The 19,939-nt window shown below is 60.7% G+C and carries 11 protein-coding genes; 4 read left to right on the top strand and 7 right to left on the bottom strand.

Annotated elements, in window-relative coordinates:
* On the bottom strand, positions 1-309 hold a 309-nt coding region (locus tag HMPREF3055_RS06405; protein WP_256387803.1), incomplete at its 3' end, for a fibrinogen-like YCDxxxxGGGW domain-containing protein.
* A 555-nt stretch (positions 310-864) separates the two neighbouring features.
* On the opposite strand from HMPREF3055_RS06405, the gene mfd reads away from it, so the two are divergent.
* A complete protein-coding gene (gene mfd, locus HMPREF3055_RS06400; RefSeq protein WP_070738611.1) occupies positions 865-4,614 on the top strand; it encodes a transcription-repair coupling factor in 3,750 nt (1,249 codons plus the stop codon).
* Positions 4,615-4,768: 154 nt separating this feature from the next.
* Positions 4,769-6,187, top strand: a complete 1,419-nt coding sequence (locus HMPREF3055_RS06395) for an NAD(P)H-quinone dehydrogenase (protein WP_049355952.1) — start codon at positions 4,769-4,771, stop codon at positions 6,185-6,187.
* Positions 6,188-6,343: 156 nt separating this feature from the next.
* On the opposite strand, the gene HMPREF3055_RS06390 is transcribed toward HMPREF3055_RS06395, so the two are convergent.
* From HMPREF3055_RS06390 to HMPREF3055_RS06375, 4 genes are all read right to left on the bottom strand, one after another.
* Positions 6,344-7,744 carry an MFS transporter gene (locus HMPREF3055_RS06390; RefSeq protein ID WP_070738610.1) on the bottom strand — a complete coding sequence of 467 codons (1,401 nt, stop codon included), beginning with the start codon at positions 7,742-7,744 and terminating at the stop codon, positions 6,344-6,346.
* A gap of 388 nt (positions 7,745-8,132) precedes the next feature.
* The gene (locus tag HMPREF3055_RS06385) at positions 8,133-9,953 is read right to left on the bottom strand and encodes an acetyl/propionyl/methylcrotonyl-CoA carboxylase subunit alpha (protein WP_070738608.1); all 1,821 of its coding nucleotides are present in this window, start codon (positions 9,951-9,953) and stop codon (positions 8,133-8,135) included.
* Between the two features lie 151 nt (positions 9,954-10,104).
* Positions 10,105-10,812 (bottom strand): Maf family protein, encoded by a 708-nt coding sequence (locus HMPREF3055_RS06380; protein WP_070738606.1) that lies wholly within the window; start codon positions 10,810-10,812, stop codon positions 10,105-10,107.
* A gap of 333 nt (positions 10,813-11,145) precedes the next feature.
* Entirely contained in the window at positions 11,146-12,561 is a 1,416-nt protein-coding gene (locus HMPREF3055_RS06375) for a dicarboxylate/amino acid:cation symporter (RefSeq protein WP_070738604.1), read from the bottom strand.
* A 440-nt stretch (positions 12,562-13,001) separates the two neighbouring features.
* Here HMPREF3055_RS06375 and HMPREF3055_RS06370 point away from each other — a divergent pair, with 440 nt between their 5' ends.
* The gene (locus tag HMPREF3055_RS06370) at positions 13,002-13,934 is read left to right on the top strand and encodes a hypothetical protein (RefSeq protein ID WP_049349992.1); all 933 of its coding nucleotides are present in this window, start codon (positions 13,002-13,004) and stop codon (positions 13,932-13,934) included.
* Between the two features lie 100 nt (positions 13,935-14,034).
* The gene (locus HMPREF3055_RS06365) at positions 14,035-15,327 is read left to right on the top strand and encodes a glutathionylspermidine synthase family protein (RefSeq protein WP_070507805.1); all 1,293 of its coding nucleotides are present in this window, start codon (positions 14,035-14,037) and stop codon (positions 15,325-15,327) included.
* 130 nt (positions 15,328-15,457) lie between these two features.
* Here HMPREF3055_RS06365 and HMPREF3055_RS06360 read toward each other — a convergent pair whose 3' ends face one another.
* Both HMPREF3055_RS06360 and HMPREF3055_RS06355 read right to left on the bottom strand, forming a co-directional pair.
* Positions 15,458-17,215: a DUF885 domain-containing protein gene (locus HMPREF3055_RS06360; protein ID WP_070738602.1), complete on the bottom strand. Its 1,758-nt coding sequence runs from the start codon at positions 17,213-17,215 to the stop codon at positions 15,458-15,460.
* Positions 17,216-17,447: 232 nt separating this feature from the next.
* Positions 17,448-19,907: a restriction endonuclease gene (locus tag HMPREF3055_RS06355; RefSeq protein ID WP_070738600.1), complete on the bottom strand. Its 2,460-nt coding sequence runs from the start codon at positions 19,905-19,907 to the stop codon at positions 17,448-17,450.
* Positions 19,908-19,939 lie beyond the last annotated feature (32 nt).

Raw genomic sequence — 19,939 nt, 5'->3', positions numbered from 1 at the left:
CCAGCCGCCGCCATCAGTTTCCTGATCGCAGTAGAACTGCGCCGGGCCGCTCATCTGCGGGGTGTACAGCCAATAAGTGCCAGAAGAGGCAGAAGGATTAACCTGCTTGACCTCGTAGCAGGAAGCAGCCGCCTTATCGCTGCTGGAACCATCATGGGTGCCGGTAGCAGCCGAAGCGGGAGTAGTAGGAGTAAGCGGTGCCGCAGTGAAAGCGGTACCAAAAGCGAGTGCGAAAGCGGCCCACTTTTTAGCAGACCATGAATGGGCATGGCGCTTTTCAGCGGGTTTGTTCGTGTATGTGGTTGTCATATGCGTCTTTCTGATGCGACGTTCCGGAAGAAACATCGAAAGATACGGTGAATTTAGCGCACTAGAAAAACCGCAGTAAATACTGAAAACCTGAGGTTGGTTGGAAGAGGTAAACAGAATCCGGAAGGGGATATACTGTCTGGTTTTTCTGTAAGCGTTAATGATTAGGGTACAGGATTAAGCTGTGAAAATAATGGTGCACAAAGTGCAAAGATGCCCGTGAGTGTGTGATTTGCGCCCCATGCGATGAACGTTGTGGCACAGGAACAGACACGGAAGAAAACCATACTCAAATATCACCCACGAAAGCGACAATCGAGTGCAAAAAGGAATATATTCCGTCACAGAAGAGTACAAGAGAAAAATGCCAGAAAAAGCAGACAAGTCCTACAATGGAAAAGCCGCAAAAAACACCCCAAAACGCACAAAAAGCACCGTGAGATAAAGGCAAATTCACTCGGACACCCCAACCGGCACCGCCCAATACCGACCATCCATAGAAGCCCTCCACCAGCTCAACCGCCGCAAGCGAAGACCCCAGATTCAGGAGAACCCGTGAGCACCACCCGAAAAGCTACCGCACAGCCCCTCGAGGCACCCCTGCACCCCCTCCTGAACACCCTCAACCAACTCAGCAGCTGGGCCGCAATCCGCACCGCCGCCTCCGCGAAGCCCACCGAACGTAGCGCACGCACCCTCATCGGCGCCGTCGCCGGAACCCACGCCGCGCTCATTGCAGACATCTCCACCGCAGTACGCGACACCACCGCTGAAGCGCTCAGCCTCATTATCGCCCCCACCGACCGCCAAGCAGAAGACCTCGCCGCAGCCCTGCGTTCCTACCTGCCCGCCGCAGACATTGCGCTCTTCCCCGCCTGGGAAACCCTGCCCCACGAACGCCTCTCACCGCGTTCCGACACCGTAGGCCGCCGCCTGCAGGTACTGCGCGCCATGACCGGGGATGCGGCTAACCGCCCGCAGGTCGTCATCGCGCCCGTGCGTGCCGTCATCCAGCCCATCGTCACCGGCATCGAAAAGCTCGAACCCGTGCACCTGGTTCGTGGCGAAGAATACCCCTTCAAGGATGTGGTGCGCGGCCTCAACGACGCCGCATACTCCCGCGTAGACCTGGTTGCCAAGCGCGGCGAATACGCCGTACGCGGCGGCATCATCGACGTCTTCCCGCCCACCGCAACTACCCCCGTGCGCCTCGAATTCTTTGGCGACGAACTCGACGAAATGCGCCACTTCTCCGTCGCCGACCAGCGCACCCTCAGCGGGGGAGAGGAGCTCACCGAACTCACCCTGCTGCCCTGCCGCGAACTGCTCATCACCCCCGAGGTCATGAGCCGCGCCGCACGCCTGAAGGCAGACTACCCGGCAGCCGCAACTATGTTCGAAAAGATTGCCGGCGGAATCTACGTCGAAGGCATGGAATCACTCACCCCGCTACTCATCGAATCCATGAACACCCTCACCGAGCTACTGCCGGCTGGGTCCATGATTATCAACGTCGAACCCGAGCGTGTGCGTGCCCGCGCCGAAGACCTCGTCGCCACCAACGAAGAATTCCTCGCCGCCGCCTGGGACACCTCCGCAGAAGCCGACGCAGTAGCACCCATCGACCTCGGACAGCTCCGCATGAGCGACAGCGGATTCCGCACCATCGACCAAACCACCACACAGGCACTCGAAGACAAACTCAGCTGGTGGGAAATCACCGAACTCGTCACCGACGCAGACCTGCTCGAAGACGCCGCCGCAGGCGCACTCGAAAACCAGAGCATCGCCGACGCCATCGAAGACGGAATCGACACCTACACCGTCAACGCCACCCCCGCAACCGCATTCAACGGCTCCGTCGAACGCATGCTCAGCCAGGTCGGCGACCTCATCCAGCAACAGTGGACCGTCCTCGCCCTCACCAACGGCCGCGGCTCCACCGACCGACTCATCGACCTCTTCCACTCCGGCGAAGGGGCACCCGCCGTACCCGCAGCCCGCCGAACCAGCCTCGAAGCCGACCCCGCCGGCGACCTCGAACACGGCATCGTCGAGGTCTGCGAGGCACCCGCCTCCGCAGGTTTCCTTATCGAGGAGGCTAAGCTCGCCGTCTTCACCGAAGCCGAACTACTCGGCCGCCGCGGAACCTACGCACCCCGAGGCGCCGCAGGACAGAAATTCAAGACGCGCCGCCGCCGCAACGCCGTCGACCCGCTCGCGCTGAATCCCGGTGACTACGTGGTGCACGAACGCCATGGCATCGGCAGGTTCGTCGAGATGACCTCCCGCCCGGTTGCTGGTGCATCCCCGGTCAACGGCGTGCAGCCCATGAAGGAATACCTTGTCATCGAGTACGCCCCCGCCAAGCGCGGTGGCGCGCCCGACCGCCTCTTCGTACCCTCCGACCAGCTGGATTTGATCTCCAACTACGTGGGGGGCGAGAACCCGAGCCTGTCCAAGATGGGCGGCAGCGACTGGGCTAAGACCAAGTCCCGCGCTCGCAAGGCAGTCAAGGAAATCGCCGCCGACCTGGTGAAACTCTACTCGGCACGCCAGGCCTCGCGTGGTCACGCCTTCGCCGCAGACACCCCCTGGCAGCGAGAGCTGGAAGAGTCCTTCCCCTACAACGAGACTCCCGACCAGCTCACCGCCATCCACGAGGTAAAGGAGGACATGGAGAAAGAAATCCCCATGGACCGTCTCATCTCCGGCGACGTGGGCTTCGGCAAAACCGAGGTCGCCGTACGTGCCGCGTTTAAGGCGGTACAGGACGGCAAGCAGGTCGCGGTGCTCGTGCCCACGACCCTGCTCGCCCAGCAGCACTACGAGACGTTCAGCGAGCGCTTCTCTGGCTTCCCCGTGAAGATTCGCGTGCTCTCCCGCTTCCAGAAGGCGAAGGAAACCCGCCAGATTACCGAAGAAATCGCCTCCGGCGCGGTGGACGTGGTGATCGGTACCCACCGCATTCTCTCCGACAGCGTAGTGTTCAAGGACCTGGGCCTGGTCATTATTGACGAGGAGCAGCGCTTTGGCGTGGAGCACAAGGAGAAGCTCAAGCAGATGCGCACCAACGTGGACGTGCTCGCCATGAGTGCAACCCCGATTCCGCGCACCCTGGAAATGTCGCTAACCGGTATTCGTGAGACCTCCACCCTTGCCACCGCGCCGGAGGAGCGCCACCCCGTGCTGACCTTCGTCGGCCCGCGTACCGACAGCCAGATTACCGCCGCGATCCGCCGCGAGATCATGCGTGAAGGACAGGTTTTCTTCGTGCACAACCGCGTGGCTGACATCGACGATGTTGCCGCCGAAATCGGCAAGCTCGTGCCGGAGGCGCGCATCGCCACCGCCCACGGCCGCATGAGTGAATCGCGCCTGGAGCAGATTATTGTGGACTTCTGGGAGCGCCGCTTTGACGTGCTGGTGTGCACCACCATCGTGGAGACCGGCCTGGATATTTCGAACGCGAATACCCTCATTGTCGACCACGCCCAGAACTACGGTCTGAGCCAGCTACACCAGCTGCGTGGCCGCGTGGGCCGTGGTCGCGAGCGCGCCTACGCCTACTTCCTGTACCCGGTGGATAAGACCCTCGGCGAGATTGCGCACGAGCGTCTGAAGGCGGTGGCGACCCACAATGAGCTGGGCGCTGGCCTGCAGCTTGCGATGAAGGACCTGGAGATTCGCGGTGCCGGCAACCTGCTTGGCGGCGAACAGTCCGGTCATATTGCCGGTGTTGGTTTTGACCTGTACCTGCGCCTGGTCGGCGAGGCGGTCGCAAACTACCGCGGCGAGAAGGAAGAGCGCGAGGTCGAGACGAAGATTGACCTGCCCGTCAACGCGCATATTCCGCACACTTACATTGATTCTGAGCGTCTGCGCTTGCAGGCATACCGTCAGATTGCTGCCGCCGATACCGAAGAGAAGATCGCGGAGGCTCGTGAGGAACTGGTCGACCGTTACGGCGAGCTGCCGGAGGCGGTAGAGAACCTGCTTGCCGTGGCGACGGTGCGTATGCACGCTCGTGCCGCCGGTATTCATGAGCTGGTGGTGTTGGGGCCGAAGGTTCGCGTGGTAACCGCTACGCCGCTGCCGGAGTCCCGCCAGATGCGTCTGAAGCGCGTGTACCCTGGCTCCACGCACGCCCAGCCGAAGGGTATGGACACCTGGCTGACGCTGGTTCCGCGCCCGAAGACCATGCCGGTGGGCGGCAAGGACCTGGTGGACGGCGCGATGCTGCAGTGGGCTGAGAAGTTCATCAACTCGATTTATGCCGAGAAGCCGCAGGCTCTCGAGGAGTAGAGACCTACAGGGGTAGGTGTCGCCCTGTCATATCGGGCGGCCGAACCATGATGCCGAACCATGAAGATGCTCGCCGTGCAGGTTGCCACAATATGGCATATCTGCACGGCGAGTGCGTTTGCCCCGTAGGGGCGGCATAGCTCACAATTAAGGCATGACTTCAAAGGTGAACTACGCATCTCAGCGAATTGTAATTATTGGTGGTGGCCCCGGCGGCTATGAGGCAGCGATGGTGGCTGCCGCATCCAACGCGGACGTGACTTTGATCGAACGCAACGCCATTGGTGGCGCCGCCGTTCTGACTGACGTTGTGCCCTCTAAGACGCTGATCGCTACGGCGGATATGATGACCCGCTTCTCCGAGGCGGGTAGCTTGGGCATTGAAAACACGAAGGGTAAGGCGCCGCAGCTTCGTGTTGATATGGACCGCGTGAACCGCCGAGTCCGCGACCTGGCCCAGCAGCAGTCTGCCGACATTAAGCGTGCCCTGGCCTCTGCTGGTGTGAAGATTATTCACGGTACCGGTAAGCTTCTTGACCGCCACACCGTGCAGGTGACCGATGAGGCGGGCCTCGTCTACCCCCTGCACGCAGACTTTGTGCTGTTGTCGGTGGGTACGCATCCGCGTGAAATGGCGACCGGTATGCCCGATGGCGAGCGCATCCTGACCTGGACTCAGCTGTACAACCTCTCCGAGGTTCCCGAGGAGCTGATTGTGATTGGTTCGGGTGTGACCGGTGCCGAGTTCGCGTCGGCGTATAACGGTCTGGGCTCGAAGGTGACGCTGGTGTCTTCGCGTGACCGCGTGCTTCCCGGTGAGGATGAGGACGCAGCTCGCGTGCTGGAGGACGTCTTTGAGCGTCGCGGCGTGCGAGTGATGCCGCGTTCCCGTGCGGCTGCTGTTGAGCGTACTGAGGATGGCTCCGGCGTTATCGTGACCCTGTCGGATGGTCGTAAGGTTTCTGGCACTCACTGTCTGGTTGCTATTGGTTCGATTCCGAACACTGAAGATTTGGGCCTGGAAGACATCGGTGTTGAGCAGACCCCGAGCGGCCATATTAAGGTGGACGGCGTGTCCCGCACGAGCGTGAACAGCATTTACGCCGCCGGTGACTGCACGGGTGTGTACCCGCTGGCTTCCGTGGCTGCGATGCAGGGCCGTATCGCTATGGCGCACATCCTCGGTGATGCGGTGCGTCCGCTGCGCACCGATAAGGTTGCCGCGAACATCTTCACCTCCCCGGAAATTGCGACCGTGGGTGTGAGCGAGAAGGACCTTGCCGAGGGTGCCTACCGCGGTGACGCGGTGACCCTGCAGTTGAGCACCAACCCGCGCGCGAAGATGATGGCGATGCGCGATGGCTTTGTGAAGATTTTTGCTCGCCGTCACTCCGGCACCGTCATTGGTGGCGTTGTGGTTGGTCAGCGTGCTTCCGAGCTGATTTACCCCATTGCCCTGGCGGTGGAGAAGAAGCTCGCGGTGGATGATCTGGCGGATACTTTCACGGTCTACCCCTCGCTCTCTGGCTCTATTGCTGAGGCGGCACGCAAGCTGCACACTCGCGGTCTGTAAGGCTCAAAACCTGTTAGGTGCTGAGCTGGGCGTTCCCCGCCTGGCGCAGCATCCCGGAACAGTATAAAAGCGGTGGGGGCCGCCTCCTGAATTCCTTGGATTCAGGAGGCGACCCCCACCGCTTTGCCGTAGAGACGCTTTAGCCCCTGCGAAGTTTTACTTCGTGGTGCTGACAGCGTTCATGTCCACGTCACGGGTCTCGTGAGTGAGCAGGATGAAGACAACGCTCAGGATCGAGGCGAACGCCAGGTAGCCGCCCACGGCACCCACACCGTAGGAGGTGTTCAGCCAAACAGCCACAAACGGGGTCAGCGCCGCACCGAGGATGGACGCCACGTTGTAGGCAATACCGCTGGCGGTGTAACGCACGTTGGTGGGGTACAGCTCCGGCAGGTATGCGGACATGGAACCGAAGGACAGACCCATCAGGCACATACCGATAAAGATGAAGAGGGTAACCACAGCGGCGTTTGCGTTCGCGCCGGTACCAACAACGGAGGGGGAGATGAACAGACCGAAGGACAGGCCGAAGACAGCCATCGCGATGGTGGTCCACAGCTGCTGGATGCGGCGGCCGTACTTATCAGCCAGCCAACCCGAGATCGGGATGAAGATCGCGAAGCCAGTAATGGAGATCAACTGAATAATCAGGAACTCGCGGTAGGGGATAGCCAGGCCGCCCTTATCGGCCTTGCCGATACCGTAGGAGAGAACCCATGCGGTCATCAGGTAGAACAGCACGTAGCACGCCACCATGATGAAGGTGCCCTGAATCATGGGCCACCAGGCGACCTTGAACGCCTCAACGAGCGGGGTCTTAACCTTCTCGTTGTTAGCGGCAGCCTTGGCGAAGACGGGGGTCTCCTCCAACTTGAAACGAACGTACAGACCAACGGCGACCATCACGATGGACAGCAGGAACGGAATACGCCAACCCCAAATGAGGAAGGGGTGCTCGAGGTTCTTCGCATCGGTTGCGGAGTTGAAGGTAATCCAGCTGGTCAGCAATAGCATGAAGCCGTTCGCAAGCACGAAGCCGATGGGCGCGCCGAGCTGAGGCCACATGGCGGCGCGTGCGCGCTTGCCGTCCTCAGCGTATTCGCTGGCGAGCAGTGCCGCACCGGACCATTCGCCGCCCAGACCCAGGCCCTGGCAGAAACGCATAATGGTCAGCATGGTCGGTGCCCACAGACCAATCTGGTGGTAGGTGGGCAGCAGGCCGATGATGAAGGTCGCCAGACCCATGGTCAGTAGCGCACCAACGAGGGTTGCTTTACGACCGATCTTGTCACCGAAGTGACCGAAGATTACGGAACCGAGGGGGCGGGCAATGAAGGCGACGCCGAAGGTCGCGAAGGAAGCCAGAAGCTCGGTGGTTGCGTCCTTCGCGGGGAAGAACAGCACGGGGAACACAGCCACTGCTGCGGTGGCGTAAATGTAGAAATCGTAGAACTCGATGGTGGTACCAACGAGCGAGGCGAGAATAACTCGACTGCGAGGAGTCGTATTCTTCACCGATGCAGCAGACACTTTCGTGTCGGGTGCAGAGGTGCTCATAAGGAAAACTCCCGAAATGGTGAACTGTGTGTACAGGTGGAGCCGGGGCGTCCGTTACCGGTCAGCGCGTGAGGCGGGTGTGCCGTAGGCGCGTATCGGGTGCCGTGACCGCATCGGGTGGGTGCGGTAGGCGTAGGAATCTGAAAGGCTCCTCTAAAGTGCAACATTATAACTCTGTTCAGAAAAGACCCAACAAATACAGCCACTATCTGGACGTAATCGCAATAAGGGGGCCGCTCAAACCCCACAGAAGCAGACAAGAGCGGACATAGAAAATCCCCCGGAAAGATACGAGACATTACCTCATACCCTTCCGGGGGATTCGTATAGCCTATAGCGCTCGCAGTCGCGAGACCGCGGTATCGAGACCTCAGTACCGAGCGAAGCGTTACTTAATGGTCGCCAGCACCGCACCGGAGGTGACGGTATCGCCAGCCTTAGCGGACAGGCCCGAAACCTTACCCGCCTTATGCGCGGTAATGGGCTGCTCCATCTTCATCGCCTCCAGCACCAGAATCAGGTCGCCCTCAGCGACGGTGTCGCCGTCAGATGCGGCAACCTTCACGATGGTGCCCTGCATGGGGCTGGTCAGCTCGTCGCCGCCACCCTTTGCCGCGCTACGTGCCGAACGGGACTTGCGGGTCTTGGCGGCAGGCTTAGCGGCAGGCTTAGCACCACCGCCCAGATCGGGCAGGGACACCTCCATGCGCTTGCCGTTGACCTCAACGACCACGGTGGTGCGCTCGTCCTCATCGGAATCCACAGTGCCGGGCGCACCGGAGTACATGGGGATGGCGTTGTTGAACTCGGTCTCAATCCAGCGGGTGTGCACCTTAAACTCGCCGCCCTCAGCCGGCGCGAAGGCGGGATCATCCAGCACGACGCGGTGGAACGGAATGACGGTGGGCATACCCTCAATGGTCAGCTCAGCCAGGGCACGGCGGGCACGCTGCAGAGCCTGCTCACGATCCGCGCCGGTAACAATGAGCTTAGCCAGCATGGAGTCGAAGTTACCGCCGATAACGTCGCCAGCCACGAAGCCAGAATCCCAGCGAACACCGGGGCCGGTGGGCACGGTCATCTTCTCGATCGTGCCGGGGGCGGGCATAAAGGAACGACCCGCATCCTCACCATTAATACGGAACTCGAAGGAGTGACCGCGCAGAACCGGGTCCTTCTCCTCAATCTTCTCACCGCGGGCAATACGGAACTGCTCACGAACCAGGTCAATACCCGAAATCTCCTCGGAAACGGGGTGCTCCACCTGCAGTCGAGTGTTGACCTCAAGGAAGGAGATGGTGCCGTCGGTGCCGACCAGGAACTCACAGGTGCCGGCACCCTGGTAGCCAGCCTCACGCAGAATTGCGCGGGACGCCTCGTACAGGCGCTCGTTCTGCTCATCGGTCAGGTAGGGGGCGGGCGCCTCCTCAACGAGCTTCTGGTTGCGGCGCTGCAGGGAGCAGTCACGGGTGGAAACCACCACGACGTTGCCATGCGCATCCGCCAGGCACTGGGTCTCAACGTGGCGGGGCGAATCCAGGAAGCGCTCGATGAAGCACTCACCGCGACCGAACGCCGCGGTAGCCTCGCGAACAGCGGACTCGTACATCTCAACAATGCTCTCGCGGTCGCGTGCCACCTTAATGCCGCGGCCACCGCCACCAAATGCGGCCTTCACCGCAATGGGCAGGCCGTGCTCATCCGCGAAGGCGACAACCTCATCGGCGGACTTGACCGGGTCCTTGGTGCCGGGCACCAGGGGAGCACCTACCTTCTGCGCGATGTGGCGTGCCGCCACCTTATCGCCCAGCTGGGTAATGGACTCGGGGGAGGGGCCAATCCAGGTCAGGCCCGCGTCGATGCACTTCTGCGCGAACTGCGCGTTCTCAGAGAGGAAACCGTAGCCGGGGTGCACGGCGTCAGCACCGGAGCGGATAGCAATCTCAATGAGCTTGTCCATCACCAGGTAGGACTGTGCCGCGGTGGCACCGCCGAGAGCGTAGGCTTCATCGGCGAGCTTTACGTGCTGGGCGTCGCGGTCGGGGTCAGCATAGACGGCGACGGTCTGCAGACCCTCATCGCGGGCTGCACGAATCACGCGGACAGCAATTTCGCCGCGGTTAGCGATCAGAATCTTGCTGACCGGGCCGGTGTGACGGCCGGGGACTGCAGTAAATTTCTTGGCGGCTTCTGCCTGGTGCTGAGTCACTTAAAGCTCTCCTTTAATCTCCTGCTCCAAGGATACATCGGCAGGATTGGCGAATATAACGCGCATCATACTGTTCTATCTTATCGATTGGTGTTCAATAATGTGTATTTCAGGGCGCGCTTTGAGACAGATTTATACGATTGCGCTGGATCTAATCTTCATTTTGGGGCGCCAGCCACAGCTCGGTTACCGCGACCTCGCGGCGGCGCAGCATATCGCGTAGCGCGTGGATGGACAGGCCCACCACCGTGTGGAACTCACCCTCAATACCGCGAATAAACGCCGAACCGTAACCGTCCAGGGTGAAGGAACCGGCTACCCAGAGCGGCTCGCCGGTAGCAATGTACGCCTCGATTTCCTCGGGGCTGAGCTCATCAAAGTGGACGGTGGCGCTACGTAGTTCAGAAACGGTGGGCAACTCAGAAGTTGCAGGCGGTTCAGTGCCCGGCTCAATACCGCGCAAATCCACTAGAGCGTGACCGGTGTGCAGCACGCCGTGGTTGCCGCTCATTGCGCTGATGCGCTCGCGTGCCGCCTCGGCAGTGTGCGGTTTACCGTAGGCAACGCCGTCAAACTCGAACACCGAATCGCAGCCCAGAACCAGCGCATCCCGCACACCTTCAGCAGCAAGTTCAGCGGCAACTGCCTGCGCTTTCAGCTGCGCCAGCAGGGATGCGGTTTCAGCAGGGGTGAGTCCCGCACGTCCCTGTGCTCGCGCCTGTTCGTTGGCGGTAGCGAGCGCGGCGTCCTCATCTACGGAGGAGACGCGCACCGTGAACGCGATGCGGGAGTCTTCCAGGAGCTTGCGGCGTGCCGGGGATGCGGATGCAAGAATCAAACGGATCGGTGTGGTACTCATAGGTTCTATTTTAGAGCCTTGCGGGTGAGCCTTACCCTCGAGTGCAGATTGAAGGGTGTCAAGAAGCTGGGGGAATGGGTAGAAAAGTAAGGGGGGGGGGACGAAAAGAGCGTGTCCCATCCCCCTCAACCACGTAGGAGATGGAACACGCCGTTCAAAATCATAACTCTTCTCAATCGTTAAAGAAAAAAAGAATCAATAGTGACACTTTTATGACGTTTGACAAATGTATTTTGCCCGTGCTGTGCGCTCATGCTGGGGGCATGGGTAGCGGAGAAGCTACACGGCGCTAAGCGGTACCGCCTAGCGCCGTGTGCGTGGGCCTTCGTCAGATTAGCGGCGTACCGCGCCTGCGTCCTCTACTTCGTGAAGTCGCTGCGCCTCGCCGGCGATGCGCTCATCGTAGAATTCCTGAGCCACGAAGCCGCCCTCCGAACGGGGAGCGTTGTAAAGCTCCTCATCCAGGATGCCCTCGCGGCGAGCCACAATCGCGGGAACCAGAGCTTGACCGGCAACGTTCAGGGCGGTACGACCCATGTCAACGATCGGGTCAATCGCCAGAAGCAGACCCACGCCGTCCAGGGGCAGACCCAGAGTGGACAGGGTCAGAGTCAGCATCACGATAGCGCCGGTCGTACCGGCAGTCGCAGCCGAACCAAGTACGGACACCATCACAATCAGCAGGTACTGGGTGAAGTCCAGCTGAATACCGTAGAACTGAGCCACGAAGATCGCGGCAAGAGCCGGGTAAACCGAGGCGCAACCGTCCATCTTGGTGGTCGCACCCAGCGGAACGGCGAAGGATGCGTAGGCGCGGGGAACGCCCAGGTTACGTTCGGCAACGGTCTGGGTCATCGGCATCGAACCCATTGAGGAGCGGGACACGAAGCCCAGCTGGAGCGCCGGCCACACACCCGAGAAGTACTGGCGGACCGACAGACCGTTCGCGCGAACAATAATCGGGTAGACCACGAGGAAGACCAGCAGCAGGCCAATGTAGAGGGCGATGACGAACGCGACCAGCGAACCCATCGACGCCCAACCGTACGCGAACACTGCCTTAGCAATCAGACCCACGGTACCCAGCGGTGCCAGGCGAATAATCCACCACAGAATCTTCTGAATAATCGCCAGAGCGCTCTTGACCACGTCAATGAACGGCTTGGCTGCCTCACCGACCTTCAGCGCGGCAATGCCGACCGCGCCGGAAATGACCAGGATCTGCAGCACGTTGAAGTTTGCCGAGGCGGTGATGCCGGAATCACCGGACTTAGCGCTGACACCCAGACCCAGGAAGTTCACCGGAATCAGACCGGTCAAAAACGCGGTCCACGAACCGGTCGAGCCGGTGTACGCCTTGCCCTGCACCTGCGCGCCCACGCCCGGCTGAACAATGAGGCCCATCGCAATACCAATGAGCACCGCGAAGAACGCGGTAATCGCAAACCAGATGAGCGTGTTAACCGCCAGACGCGCCGCGTTCGTTACCTGCGACAGGTTAGAGATGGAGGCGACCACGGCGGTGAAAATCAGCGGAACAACAGCCGCCTTCAGCAGGGTGACGTAGGAGGAACCAATGGTATCCAGGGTCACCATGAGCCAGTTGGGGTTGTTCTTCGCGTCCCCGCCCAATGCGAGGGCGAGCGCGCCGAGAACAATACCCAGAATGAGGGAGGCAATGATTTGGTTGCCAAAAGAAGTAGCCCACTTGGGCAGACGTGAACGAGATGATGCATGCGGTGTAGACATGTGGCATACTCTAAAACTTTTGCGCGCTCCGGCGCGAGTTTGTGTGAAGAAGTGTTTCAATCCGGTGCAGTGTAGGGGATGTGTGACGAACCGTGACCATCCTGTGGCATCTTTCGGCTGTACATCCCGCAGTCTAACCAGCAACGCAGCCCAACCCAGCTGCCCAACCAGCAACGCCGCCAGTTGCCCCCCACATAGGCGGTTAAATCGGCTGATAGTTAATTAGGAATCGCCGCCAAAGCAAACAGAAAGGAAACAACTGCGCAACATGCGGCGAAGCTTGCTGAGATTTTGCCGTCAGCTAATAATCCGAAAGCTAGGGCTTGATATGCTGGAATCACACCGATAGTCCGGCGAAAGTCGCCGGATGATGCTGTACCCACTCAGCTTCATGTACGCGTTGAATGTTACGCCACGCACCACCTTTCAAGGAGAGATGCATGAGTTCTGCTCCCCAATACCCCGGCGGAACCACCACCCCTAACGGCTCGAAGAAGCCCCGCAATCGCATGGAGGCGGTTGCAGATTTCGCTACCCGCGCCGCACAGACCTCAGCCCAGCAGACCCTGAACCTGGGTGCGACCCGCCCCGGTATCGCCAAGATGATTGCCGTAGCTGGCGCTGGCGTGCTGCTGGTTGGCGGTGGCATCTTCGCCTACAACTCCATGCACCAGGAAGAGAACGCGTTCCTGTCGCAGGGCGAAGAGTACGCCCGCGTCTGCCAGGACGCAAAGACCGGCCTGCGCGTGGAAGATAGCGAATGTGAGAAGGCAGGCGTTCAGGAGCCGACCGACTCGTCCAGTAGCGATTCCTCGGGCTCGTCGAGCTCGTCGGGTTCTTCCGGTTCCTCCAGCTCCTCGGGCTCTTCTGGGTCGTCGGGCACTTCCGGTTCGACCACCACCCACAATAATTCGAATGCGTTCCTCTGGTACTACCTGGGCCGCCAAAGTGCCGCGAACTCTACCGGCACCCCCACGGTTCCCGGTGTGGGCACCAAGCTCTCCGGAGGCAGCACCACCCGCCCCAACAACGGCACCGTCTACAGCGGTGTGTCCTCCAAGGGCGGTAGCTTCGAAGACTCCTACCGCAGCGCGAAGAAGTCCTCCACCGTCTCCTCCGGCAAGGTGACCAGCACCAATAACTCCGGTAAGACCTCCACGGTGCGTAACAAGACCACCGGCTCGGTCTCCAGCGGTAAGCAGGGCACCAGCAATAGCGGTAGCACTGGCTCCTACAGCAAGTCGAACACCTCCAAGTCGGGTTCGTCCTCGAAGTCTGGTTCCTCGTCCAAGTCTGGCTCTTCCTCGAAGTCCGGTAGCAAGGGCGGTTTCGGTGGCGGCTCGAAGTCCGGTGGCGGCCGCTCCGGCGGCTAAGCCATCAGCCATGACACTGAATGCGGGCAGGGACTGAACGGTCCCGCCCGCATTTTCCTCACTATTTTCCATTCACTACTTCGAAGGAGCCTAGCCCCTCATGCGCCGCGAAGAATTTCCCGTCGGCCGACCCGACTGGGAGAACGTCATCATTGAGGAAGGCCTCACCTACAGCGTGGACGGCCCCCACGACACCGACCACTACTGGAACGAATACGCCGCCTACATTTTTAGCCCGCAAGAAATGGACTCTGTGCGAGCCCAGGCGGAAGAAATGCACCGCATGTGCCTGGAAACCGTCGAGTACATCGCCTCCGGTGCGTTCGGCACCCTCGGTCTGCCCCAGGCGGCGTTCAACCTCGCCGTAGAATCCTGGAACCGTCGCGACGCCGACTTCTACGGCCGCTTCGACTTCACCTACTCGGGTGTGCCCGGCGACCCGATGAAGCTGCTCGAATACAACGCCGACACCCCCACCGGCATCGTGGAGGCGGCAGTCAGCCAGAAAACCTGGGCGAAAGACCAACGCCTCGATACCCGCGGCTACGCCCACTGGGGTGAAATCGGCGAAGCCTTCACCAACCGTTGGCGCCACATCTTCGCAGCCGAAATTGCCGCTGGCGTGCAGCCCGTACTGCACCTGGCGCACGTGAGCCCCGAGATTGACGAGAACAACGAGGACTACAACAACCTCTGGCTCATCGCCTACTCGGCGCAGCAGGCGGGCATCAAAACCCACATGATTCCCATCGACGAAGTCATCTTCAACGAGGACACCAAGAGCTGGGAAGACGCCTACGGACGCGCCATCACCAACCTCTTCAAGCTCTACCCCTGGGAAGACCTGGTCACCGACAGCGAAGCAGGCTACGACAAGCTCCTCTTCGCCTACCATGACTCCATGCAGCGCTGGATTGAGCCGGCGTGGAAGATGTTCCTCTCCAATAAGCTGCTGCTTGCCGCGCTCTGGGATAAGTACCCCGGCCACCCGAACCTCGTACCCACCTACGCGGGCCACCGCGGCGGCATGCGCAACTGGGTTCGCAAACCCATCTTCGGACGCGAAGGCGACGGCGTAGAAATCTACGCCCCCGACTACGACGTCTTCATCAAGCCCGAAGACGATGACTTCTTCGCCAACGCCCCCGAAAGCGAATTCATCTACCAGGAGTACATCCCGGCACCGCGCTACGAGGGCATTATTAACCCGGTCAGCCACCCCATCCTTGGCGTGTGGGTGGTCGACGGACGCACCGTAGGCGTGGGCATCCGCGAATCGAACGGCGCGCTCACCGACTACTGGTGCCGCTTCGCCCCGCACCTGGTGGACCTGAACGATTCCACCGGCATGGGATTCGGCACCACCGACCCCGGCACCGCAAACTTCGGATAGCCCGGAATCCCGATAGATAAACCTTGCATGAAAAGGTGAAGCCCCCGCCTCAGCCGCAAAGCTGAAGCGGGGGCTTCATCTATAGAGTTCCTATGCGGAGGCTCTAGTCCAGAGGGTACTCGTCTAGAGGCTACTCGTCGTCCTCGTCATCGTCATCCTCAGTATCCAGAGGAAGCATCATCTCATCGGTCAGGGCGCGGCGCAGAGTGTCCAGACCCACCGAACCGAGCAGAAGCGCACGAGTGTGGAACGCACGCATGTCATCGCCGCGGCGCAGAGCCTGATCGCGCAGCTCCAGCCAGAGGCGCTCGCCAATCTTGTAGCTCGGAGCCTGACCCGGCCAACCCAGGTAACGCAGGAACTCGAAACGCAAGTGGCCCTCGGACTCGTCCAGGTTCAGCTTCAAGAACTCGTAACCCAGCTCAGAAGTCCAGATGGTGCCCGGCTCAACGCCCAGCTGCTCAGCCCACTCAGCGGGAATCGGCATCTCGCAGTGAACACCAATATCGAAGACCACGCGGGCGGCGCGCATACGCTGAGCGTTCAGCATGCCCATGCGGTCACCCGGATCCTTCAGGTAGCCCAGTTCCTCCATGAGGCGCTCGGCGTACAGCGCCCAGCCCTCACCGTGACCGGACACCCACAGCATGTTCGTGCGCCAGGAGTTCATGGTGCCCTGCAGAGCCGTAGCAATAGCAATCTGCAGGTGGTGACCCGGAACGCCCTCGTGGTACACGGTGGAGGTTTCACGCCAGGTAGTGAACGTGTCCTCACCCTCGGGAACCGACCACCACATGCGGCCAGGACGCGAGAAATCGGGGGAGGGGCCGGTGTAGTAAATACCACCCTCGTTCGTGGGCGCAATGCAACACTCAATGCGGCGCATGGGGCCGCCAATTTCAAAGTGAGTATCCGCCAGGTTCTCCACCGCGGCGTCGGCGAGCTTCTGCATCCACGCCTTCAGCTCATCGGTGCCGTGCAGCTGACGTGCCGGATCCTCATCGAGCAGCTGCTTCGCACGCTCAATGCTTGCGCCCGGCTCAATCTCCTCGGCAACCTCACGCTGACGAGCAATAATGCTCTCCAGCTCCTTCACGCCCCAGGCGTAGGTCTCGTCCAGGTCAATGGTGGTGCCCAGGAACGAACGGGAGTGCAGGCTGTACGCCTTACGGCCCACAGCGTCGCGGGAGGGAGCGACCGGCTGCAGCTTCTCCACCAGGTAGCTGTTGAGGCGGCGGTAGCCTTCCTTCGCAGCCTCGGCACCGGCGGCAGCCTCATCCTTCAGGGCGGGGACAGCCTCGGCGACCTCAGCCGCCAAATCATCAAAGAAACCACCGGGAGCGTAGTACGCGGCGGTCTGCTCAATGACAATATCCACCTGGCGGCGCGGGGCAACCTTACCCTCTTCACGAGCCGCCTCAAGAGTCTGGATGTATCCCTCCAGTGCCTCGGTGACGCGGTGCATACGCCCAACAATATGCTCCCAATCCTGCTGGGTGTTGCGCTTCATCAGGTCGAAGACCGAGCGCACTTCCTGCGGGACGGACGCAATATTGTTCAGCTGCCAGCCGCCAAAACCAGCCTTGTACTGCTTGCGGTACAGGCTCAGACGCTCCTGCAGAGCATCCAGGGTGACCAGGTCAACGTCATCAATAGGCAGGACGTTATCGACCTTCTTCAAAGTCTTCTTCGCAAGGCGCGCAAAAGCCTTCTCGCCGGCGGGCGAGTAATCGGGGTACAGGGTCTCTACGCCCTTACGACCAAGCTCGGTTGCATGGACGGGGTTCAGGTCGAGGACCTTTTCAAAGTATTCGTTAGCAATCTGATCGACGTCGGTCAGCGAGCGCTTCAATCGGTAGATGCTGGGAAGTTCCTGGTAAGTGCTCATGTTCATATCCTAACGCAGGGGTGTGCCTCCAACCACGATTTTCGGTGATTTAGCTCGCTTAAACCGGCAATATTACGGGCTGAGCGGCACCGAACACGACGAAAAGGGCTCACCTGTGGACAACTCACCGGGGCGCAGGCGCGAAAATGCCCCGGCTTTCTCCCACCTGAACGTGCAGGAGAGAGAAAACCGGGGCATACCCAAGATGGGCTAAAAGCTGCTAGCTGGTGACTTAGCCGGCGAAGTATTCACCGTTCAGCTCCAGCAGACCGTTTGCGCTCTCGACCACGCCGAGGCGGTGCGCAATGAGGCGGTCCTGCAGCTCATCGCCGGATACCAAGTCCACCAGAATATTCGGGTACTTGGTCGAGCAGCGGATGAACTCGTCGTACGCCTCATCGCTGAACGGTGCGTTCGTGATGAAGGTGCCGAGCTGACCACCGCGGGCGTGAATCGCCAGGAAGAACGCGGTAATATCCTGCGGCTGAACGCTTGCGGACAGAACACCGCCAGCTGCCGGGCGCAGGGTACGCACGTAGAATGCACGTTCTTTTTCGCCGGTGGCGGGGATTGCCACGCCGTCCACGCCCTGAGCATCCAGAGCCTCTACCGTGTAGCCGCGCATCAGGAACAAATCGAAACCAATGCTACGGAAACGCTCCTCAGACACCTGCGCCAGCGCCGGAGCCAGAGCCTCACGGCGGAAGACCTGACGGTAACGCTTCAGAGCCTCACGCACCTGAGTGGCAGCCACCTGCAGAGCAGTCGAGGGCTCAGCAGCAGAAACAGCCGGAGTGGAAACAACCGGCTGGGCAGGAGCCACAACGGGCGCAGAAACAGCAGGAGCGGGCACGGCAGGCTGGGCGGTAGCCGCAGCGACCGGTGCCGGAACCTCAGCGGGCACCTGGATAGTAGCCGGCTGGGTAGTAGTTGCCACCGGCGAACCAGCCGGACGCGCCAACAGCGCCGGAGAAGCACCCGGCACCGGAGCCAACGGCTCACGCGAAGCACCCTCACGAGCCGCCAGACGAGCCTGACGCTCCGTCGCGCGCGCCTCCTTAGCAGCCTGAAGAGCCTCCTCACGAGCCTGCAGCTCAGCCGCAATATCCTGAGGCAGCTTGTGCTTGAGCGACTGCGGCGGCAGCGGCGCCATGCGGGCGGTCACCGCCTCCGGAGCACCCTCCGGGAAACGCTTGAGCAGCTCCTTACCCGCCTCGCTCAGCTCGTAACGCTCCGGGTTCTTGCGGGAGGTACGGCCCGTACCCTCACGCAGAGCGTTCAGGTAGCGTTCGCCCTTGAGCACGTGCATCGCCACCGAATAGCGGTTACGCAGACGCGGGGTCAGCTTATAACGGTGCGGAGCAATCTCACCCTGCAGGTACGGGATATCCAGGGCGAGCTTCAACTCATCGTAGATGTCGTAGTAGGAGATACGCGGGTTCTCCTCCACGAGCTTCAGAATCGGGTACAGCAACTGATGCGGGTACGGCAGAGCATCCACCGCCGCGGGATCCAGCAGAGCCGAAGCCACCAGCTTCTGAACGCTCGGCTCAACCATCTGCGCCAAAGCCGGTGCAAACGCAGGACCCAGCGAGTAGACGGTCTCACGCTCGGAGAGATAGTGGTGGGCAATCAGCACATCGTAGAGGTAATCCTGCGCGTCAATCTGCACAAAATAGGGGTTCGAGGACGCCTGCTGAATGCGCTCGTCGCGGTCAAAGACCTGCTCCAGGCTCGGAAGGCTCAGCTCCACATCGGCGCCGTGGTCGTTGAGAGTATCGAGCAGAAGAACGCCCATATGGGTCAGCAGAGCATCGGTTGCGGCAATATCCTCAGCGGTAATCGAGGTGCCCTCATCCTTAACCAGCGCCAGCACGGAGCTCAGCTCGCTTGCGGGCACGCCAGTCTCCTCGTGGCGTGCCACCAGCTCCTTCGCAGACGGGGACAGCGAGTACAGCGTCAGCGGCGAATCCGTGTGCTCGTGAATGGTCTTGGTGCGCAGGTAGCCCTCACGGGTCAGCAGGCTCAACGCCTGAGCAATCACCGGCTCCACGATGCGCTGCTCCAGATACGACAGACCGTACCAACCCTGCACGAAACCGCACTCACGCAGCACCAGCTCGCGAATCTTCACGGGCGCCGCCGCGGGATAGGACGGGGTAACGCTCAGGACAATGGGCAGAAGCTCACGCACCGTAATGTGCGAGAGCAGAACCGGGTAGAACTGCTTCAGATAGTGCAGGTACACGCCGCTCTGCAGAGGCAGAACCGGCAGAAGAGCCTGCGCCTGCTGTTCCTTCGGGGTACCCAAAAGCTCACGGCCAGCCTCGCTGAGGGTGTAGTGCAGGTTGCCCGGATGCAACTGGCTGAGGGACACCTCAAGATAATCAGCATTGACCAGCGCCGCAATCAGCTTATTGAGTGCCTCACGGAAGAGGACATTGTCACCGACCGCAATGAAACGCTGAGTCATGTTGAAACCCAGGTCCACGCCAACCGGGGTGTACATATCGGGGAAGAAAACCTTCTCGCCACGATCCTGCGCGCGCTCAAAATGGCGGAGCAGAGAGAAAGCCGCCGCAATGCTGAGAGTGCGTGCTTCCTCGGGTAGGGCCTCCCACGAAATTTCCTGCTGCAGAGAGTGCAATTCGGAATGATCGATATGGAGCATTGTTTTATTCACAAAAGCCACGCCGGGCTCCTTATCTGGTGTTATTTATCGTG

Source organism: Rothia sp. HMSC061C12, assembly GCF_001815755.1.
GTDB lineage: Bacteria > Actinomycetota > Actinomycetes > Actinomycetales > Micrococcaceae > Rothia > Rothia mucilaginosa.
This window is presented reverse-complemented; position numbering and strand designations above follow the sequence as displayed.